This window comes from endosymbiont of Riftia pachyptila (vent Ph05) (assembly GCF_000224455.1).
In the GTDB taxonomy this organism is placed as follows: domain Bacteria; phylum Pseudomonadota; class Gammaproteobacteria; order Chromatiales; family Chromatiaceae; genus Endoriftia; species Endoriftia persephonae.
In genome coordinates this window covers 1-7,254 of the sequence record NZ_AFOC01000131.1, presented here as the reverse complement: position 1 = coordinate 7,254, position 7,254 = coordinate 1, and the positions used below count along the sequence as shown (strand labels likewise).

The window sequence follows — 7,254 nt, the reverse complement described above, 5'->3', positions numbered from 1 at the left end:
ATGAGGAGATCACCACACTCAATCAGGAGTTGGCCGAACGTGAAAACAGTATCTCCAATTTGAATCAGGCCGTAACTGAGCGTGATGAGGAGATCACCACCCTCAATCAGAACTTGGTCGAACGTGAAGGGAGTATCGCCAATTTGAATCAGACCGTAACTGAGCGAGAGGAAGAGATTAGCACCTTGAACCAAGGTTTAGCCGAGCGTGAGGGACATATCTCAGATTTGAATCAGACTTATACTGAGCAGGAGGAGAAGATTAATGACCTCAACAAGAGGATGGTCGAGCGTGATGCTGTAATTGCATCATTGCAGATGGCTCTAAAAGAGAGAGACCAATCTATAGTTGCTCGAGATTATGCTATCAATGAATACAAAAAATCCACATCATGGCGAGTGACGCGCCCGCTTAGATATCTTAAGTATAAGTACTTGTTCGCTATTAAGATAGAAAAATCTCTGATTAACGCGCTTGTGAATGTGCCAGTAGCTATACGGCAGTGGGGATTTGATGGGTTGTATCTCCGGATTTCGAGAAGATTTCGCGAAGGCGGCTTCCGTATGCTCTTGGGGCGCTCTAACGCCTTCGCACTAGAAATGACGCAACACTCTTCCAATATTCGAGTGGTGGATGAATTCCGAAAGAATAACGGTGCAGCGGCAGAAGTACATCATAGAGATGATCATCTTGAATTAAGTCATGCTGTCGTTGAAACATCATCGAATTCTCGTAAAATCGCGTACATCATTAATGAGCATGATTTGATGACTCAACTTTACAGAGTCATCAATTATTCAGAAGCATTGGTGGAGCTTGGATATGAATGCCAGGTTATCCGCGATAGCGAACTCACTGATAATACTAAGATAAATGCAGATATTTTAGTTCTCAATCGCATTGTTTGGTCACCCAATATTGATGTGCTGATCAATCAATTTAAAAATGACGGGCGGCCAGTTATTTTTGATATAGACGACTTTGTGTTCGATTCGTCTCAGATTTCACTTCTCCGAGCTACTAATGGCTATGGTGACGAAGATTTACAACGAACCCTTTCCTTCATGGAGGGCGTTGCTAAAACCATGAAAATGTCTGATGTTGTTACTGCTTCAACTTTTGCCCTCATGGAGAGAGTGGAGAAACTGGGAATACCATCCTATGTTCTGCCGAACAACATTGGGAAGAATCAAATTGATCTCGCTGAAAATATCAAGATATGTAGGCAGGCGGAATCGTCGTCCTTGAGTAAAATAATCCGCATAGGATACTTCAGTGGCACGAAAACGCACGAAGAGGACTTTGCTGAATGTGCGGAGGCCCTGCGAGCTACACTTTTGGAGTGCCCTGATGTTGAACTTTTGATCGTAGGACACCTTGATCTGCCTTCTAGTTTCAATGAATACGAAAACCGTATTAGCAGAAAGCCATTGATGATTTATGAGGATATGCTCAGAGAGATGGCTACTGTTGATATCAATCTCGCACCACTTGAGCTAAACAATACCTTTACTGATTGTAAAAGCGAGCTAAAAATATTTGAAGCTGCACTCTTTGGGATTCCTACGATTGCTTCTTCAACTACGACATTTGCAGCGACGATTGCGCACGGTAGGACGGGGTTCTTGGCTGCAGATCAAGAAGAATGGCATAAAGCACTTATTCAGCTTGTAAGAGACCGGGAACTTCGCCTTCAACTTGGCGAAGCTGCCCATGATGAAATTGCTGCTCGTTACTCTATTCGAACTGCTGTCTGGGAAGCAAAAGCAATCTACGATGCAGCATTTTCCAAATCGTTACGCCGAAAGCCTGAACCTCAAGCAGCATCATTAACGTTGGAAAGTCGGCCATTGATTACTATTGTGTCGGTGCTCTATCGCAAAGCGCGTGAGGTCCGGTATTTTCTTGAAGCTCTCAGACGCCAAGACTTTTCCGGAAGATTCGAAGTAATATTAGTTGATGACATGTCTCCTGATGACTCTGTCGCTGTTGTAAATGACTTTAAAAAATGGATGGGGAATACAGCTGATGCAAAGCGGATAGTTGATATCCGGATTCTGAGCAATGGGAGCAACATAGGGAATTGCGGTAGTCGCAACAAGGCTATAAAAGAGGCTTGTGGCGACATCATTATTGTTGTCGATGCGGATTGCATGTTTAACCGTTCTTTTCTTTCTTCTCACTACAGTGCGTATTTGAAGGGTGATTGTGATGTCTCTATTGGTCCGATAAATATCGAAACGAATGAGAAGGCACCATTTTCAGTTCTTGGGCAACATGAGGCCTCGCCCTCTTTTGCGGAAACTGAAAATCTACAGCAAGACCCAGTAAACTCAGCGAGCTTTGTTAATTGTATTACACGGAATTTTTCAATCCGGCGCGCATTCTTGAATGAGGTTCTTCAGGCCCCTCTGTTTGATGAAGTGTTCAGCTATTCTTCTGATCCTCTCTCCGGCTTTGGTTGGGAGGATGTTGAAATGGGCTATCGTTTATATGTGTCTGGCGCCCGTATCAAGTATTTGCCGGACACAGTTTCTATTCACGTTTCCCATGAGTCATCTGCAAATGAATCTGAAAAGCCGCTACGTTCCCTGCGAAATTTCCGTAGGCTCTTCGAAAAACATCCGGACATTCTGACAGCGTCTCGACAATGGAGTACAAAAACCTACGATGCCATTCTTGGGTGGTCGCGATCTGTTGGCTCTAACCTAGATGAGAACGCTGACTATCTGTGGTTACAGAAGCGCTTTCGTCGTTATGAGCAGGCCCCCATCTTCGTTGATAGATCACGGAAGCTGCGAATTCTGACATATCGCTGGCATGTTCCACATCAGTATGAGTTATATAAAACTGGCCATGATTTTACGCTGGTAACTGGCGCTGGTACTGGATTATGTGAGCATTGGGAGTATGGAAAGCGGCCTATGCCAGCCAATTGCCGTATGCTGCCTGCTGAACAAGTTGATGTTAGTGATTTTGACTTGGCTGTGCTGCATTTTGATGAAAGCGCTTTGCGACCAGATCTCTGCAATGGTCTTGTGCCATCGGATTGGGGAGAAACTCTACGCTGGTTTATCCATAATGTTGATCTTCCGAAGGTGGCAATTTGTCACGGAACACCGCAATTTGTCGGTCAGTATGATAGTAATTATGTTGCTTCTGATTTAGGGCAAATATTGGACGATGAACGAATGTCCTTGGTAAATTTACTTGGTGATATCCCGGTAGTTTGTAATAGTCATCAAGCAGAATCAGAATGGGGCTTTCAAAATAGCAGAACAATCTGGCATGGATTTGCTCCAGACGAGTTTCCTCCGGCTCGTTGTGATGGAGATGTTTTAGTTATGCAAAGGGATGCACTGCGAAATCGACCTCATTATAACGGGCTATTTGTTTATGAAGATGTTAAGAAGATTTTGGATGAAAGGGTCAATCTAGAATGCCTTCGAACACCTGATCCGGGAAATCGATATGGGGTGGGAACCAATGACTGGGCCATCGCAAAGTACCAGAATTATGTTCGTGAGTTGGGCCGTTACAGCGTTTACTTTAATCCGACAGTTCGCTCTCCAATGCCACGAGCGCGTGGAGAAGCTATGATGGCTGGATTAGTCTCAGTATCGCTACGAAATCATGACGTGGATCTGTTTATCAAGAATGGTGTTAATGGGTTTTATGCAGATTCAAGCGAAGAGCTTGCGGAGCAAATTCATTGGCTCTCAGAGAGGCCTAGTGCAAGGAAAAAAATAGCTCTGGCATCACGCAATACTGCGATGGATATCTTCAACCAAGACCGATATTTGTCTTCCTGGAGCCAACTCATTAATGAGATAGCTGCGGGCAAAGGGAACTGATTATGTGTGGATATGCAGGTATTATCTGGAAAAATGGCAAAACACCAGAAGAAGTTTCATCTTTCCTTACATGCATGGATACCATGTTACACCATCGTGGACCTGACGATGGGGGAAGTTATGTTGGCAAGGGATTTGCGGTTGCTCATAGAAGGCTGTCAATAATTGACATTGGACATGGCCATCAGCCAATGTTGTCGAATGATGGTAGGGTCGGAATAGCATATAACGGTGAGATTTATAATTTTATCGAGATAAAAAACGAGCTAGAACAACAGGGGCATAAGTTTCAAACAGACTGTGATACGGAAGTTTTTCTTGCTCTTTTTATGCAGGAAGGTGAAGCATCATTTGAAAAATTGGATGGGATGTTCACTGCCTTTATATGGGATTTTCGTGCTAGTAGTGATGGGAGGTTTTACCTTGTCAGAGATCATCTAGGTGTAAAGCCTTTGTATCTCTATGAAGATGAAAAAAGATTTGTATTTAGTAGTGAATTGTTGCCTTTGCTAAAGATTGATGGCTTGGATCTTTCCCCGGATGCAAACGGTTTGGCGTCATACCTTACGTATCGATATACTCAAGCGCCCTATACACTTTTCAAAAACATTAGGCGAGTGGAGGCTGGAAATTATATAAAAATTTATCAGGGACGAGACTCTACATGGAGGTTTTGGGATTTACCGCTGAATGAAAATAGCTGCGAATTAAGTGCTGATGAAGCGGCAGTAGAATTGAAGAGATTGCTTCGTGAGTCAGTTAAACAGAAACAGATGTCCGATGTCCCAGTAGGGCTTCTTCTAAGTGGTGGTTTGGATTCAAGTGCGATTGCATCTCTGTGTGCAGATATAGGCGTTTCCTTGACCTCGTTCAATATCGGATTCCCTGATTTGAATGAATTTTCTTATTCGCAAGCTGTGTCTGAGAGATTTAGTTTACCCCACTTCGCTATTGAGACATCCCCGGAGGAGATTGCTGCGCGGTTTGAACGTGTTGTTACGGCGATGGATGAGCCCATCGCCGATCCTGCGTGTTTTCCTCTTCATATTCTTTGCGACTATATAAAAGAGCAAGTTACTGTTGTTTTGTCTGGTGAGGGTAGTGATGAGATGCTTGGTGGCTATCAGCAATACAAGCATGTATTGGGGGCTCCTCCATCGTCTCAGCGGAAAGAATTTAATCATTTTCTGGACTTTAGTTGGTATTTTAGGCAGCGTGCAGCACGTGTTATACAGGGGGTACCGCCTTCGCGATTATGCCTTCAGAGGATATATTTTGAGGAAAGATCGTTGTTGAGCGGTATGCTCGCGTATGACCTTAAAACATGGCTTCCTGAGAACCTTATGGCCAAGGCGGATAAGATACTCATGTCTCATTCCTTGGAAGGTCGTTTCCCTTTCTTATCTCCAAAAATCATTGAATTCGTATCGGGTCTTCCTGATGATTACAAGCTTGATTCCAATGATGGAAAAATCGTTCTTAGGAGGGCTTTTGAACGGGATCTTCCTAAGGAAGTTCTGACTCGGCCAAAGATGGGGTTTTCAGTGCCTGTGGGTGATCTGGTGTTGGAAATGCGGGACAGATTATACGATTTGCTCGATTCAGGGAGAAATGGAGTGTTCTCTAATTTGCTTGATTGCAATGCAATTAGAGAAGATTTTGATGATCATTTTTCTGGCCGTAACGAGCAGCCGCTGTGGTTGTGGACGCTGTTTGTGATTTTACAATGGCAGGATATAGCTTTTGCTAATTAATATGTGGACTTCAAGCGGCCTATTAGATGCCTGCCGCATATGCTGGGCAGTCACTCCAAAGGCTTCCTTTCTCATGCCGCTAAGATGATTATGGCGCCTTTTTTATTGTAGGGCACCTTGGTGTATTCGCGCTGAACGCACATCATCGCATGTCAGTAGGTTTTCCTTCTAACTTCCCTTTTGAGTATTTTGATGCGGTTAGTATGTGAATTCTCCGTACCTTGCAAACTATGGTTACGCACAAAGTAGAAAATCTAGGTGCGGCTCATAGTGTGGCCGCTTTGATTGTTAACTGGAATTGCTGGGAGCATCTGTTCAATTGTATCGCTGCACTGGAGAAGCAGATAATTCCATTTCGCAATATTGTGGTTATTGACAATGCGAGTGAAATAGGGGCGGACGCAATTATTGATGACCTGGCAGTTCAGGTCGACTTTATTCAACTGCCAACCAATCAGGGTTTCGCGAGCGGCAATAATGTCGCTCTGAAGCACTTGGATGATTGTGATTTCGTTGCGCTTGTTAACCCAGATGCTTACCTCGCGCCGGACTGGCTGCAGCAGATGTTGGCCGCAACAGAACGCCATCCCGATGCCGCCTCGTTCGCCTCCTGTCTGGTGGTGGCAGACAAGCGGGATACCTGGGATGGTTTGGGTGATGTTTACCACATGAGCGGCCAGGTCTGGCGCGATGCTCACGGCCAACTGCGCTCATCCCGTCCTGCTGAAGAGCGGGAGATATTCAGCCCCTGTGCTGCCGCTGCGCTCTATCGAACTGAAACTCTGCTGCAGGTGGGGCTGTTCGATGAGGATTTCTTCTGCTACGTCGAGGATGTGGATCTGGGATTCCGCTTCAGACTTGCGGGCTACCATTGTATGCTAGTGCCCGATGCTGTGGCCCTACACGTGGGCTCGGCCACTACGGGGGGGAAGCGCAGTGATTTTGCCGTCTATCATGGGCACCGCAATCTTCTCTGGGCGTTTGTTAAGAATATGCCTGGCTATCTCTTCTGGCTCTTACTCCCTCTGCATCTAGCCATGAATCTTATGGCGATCGTCGTGTTTGCCCTGCGCGGGCAGGGGCGGTTGGTTCTACGCGCAAAGTGGGATGCCATCAAGGGGGTGCCCATGATGTGGCGCAAGCGCAGAGAGATTCAGGCGGCTCGGGTTGCCTCCATCAAAGATATCTGGCATGCCCTGGATAAACGTATACTCCCCCTGCGCTGAATCATGGAAAAACAGGTGTCAGGTAGGATAGCGGAAAGCGATGGCATGGGGGTGCCGCCAGTCTCGCTGATCATTGTGAATCATGATGCCGGCCCCATGCTGGCCGATTGCATCGCCTCGAGCCTGGACCAGGCAGAGGAGATCATTGTCGTTGATAATGCCTCTTCGGATAATAGTCTTGCGCTGCTGGAGGCCCGTTTTCCCGCTGAAAGCCATATCCATCTGATCCGAAATCGAACCAACCTGGGGTTTGCTGCTGCTTGTAATATCGGCCTTGAGCGAGCTCGTGGGGACTACCTGATGTTTTTAAACCCCGATTGCCTGCTGGAGCTTGGCTGTGTGGCCCGGTTGGTGAGCGCTCATAAGTCCTACACGGATACTGGTATGGTCGGGGGTTTGCTGCTGAATCCGAGTGGCACT

4 protein-coding genes are annotated in these 7,254 nt (G+C 45.9%); all 4 read left to right on the top strand.

Features of this window, described 5'->3' with window-relative positions; translation table 11 throughout:
• Positions 1 to 29 precede the first annotated feature (29 nt).
• Complete coding sequence (locus RIFP1SYM_RS15030; protein WP_005966358.1) at positions 30 to 3,854, top strand: glycosyltransferase; 3,825 nt, start codon at positions 30 to 32, stop codon at positions 3,852 to 3,854.
• Between the two features lie 2 nt (positions 3,855 to 3,856).
• Positions 3,857 to 5,608, top strand: a complete 1,752-nt coding sequence (gene asnB, locus RIFP1SYM_RS15025) for an asparagine synthase (glutamine-hydrolyzing) (RefSeq protein ID WP_005966356.1) — start codon at positions 3,857 to 3,859, stop codon at positions 5,606 to 5,608.
• Positions 5,609 to 5,838: 230 nt separating this feature from the next.
• Positions 5,839 to 6,834, top strand: a complete 996-nt coding sequence (locus tag RIFP1SYM_RS15020; protein WP_006474000.1) for a glycosyltransferase family 2 protein — start codon at positions 5,839 to 5,841, stop codon at positions 6,832 to 6,834.
• A 3-nt stretch (positions 6,835 to 6,837) separates the two neighbouring features.
• Positions 6,838 to 7,254, top strand: a 417-nt coding sequence (locus tag RIFP1SYM_RS15015) for a glycosyltransferase family 2 protein (RefSeq protein ID WP_240992141.1), incomplete at its 3' end; no start/stop codon positions are given.

Bases quoted from the DNA above. Each gene is read 5' to 3' on its own strand.
- asnB (WP_005966356.1), top strand. From the start codon at position 3,857: ATGTGTGGATATGCAGGTATTATCTGGAAAAATGGCAAAACACCAGAA.
- RIFP1SYM_RS15020 (WP_006474000.1), top strand. From the start codon at position 5,839: ATGGTTACGCACAAAGTAGAAAATCTAGGTGCGGCTCATAGTGTGGCC.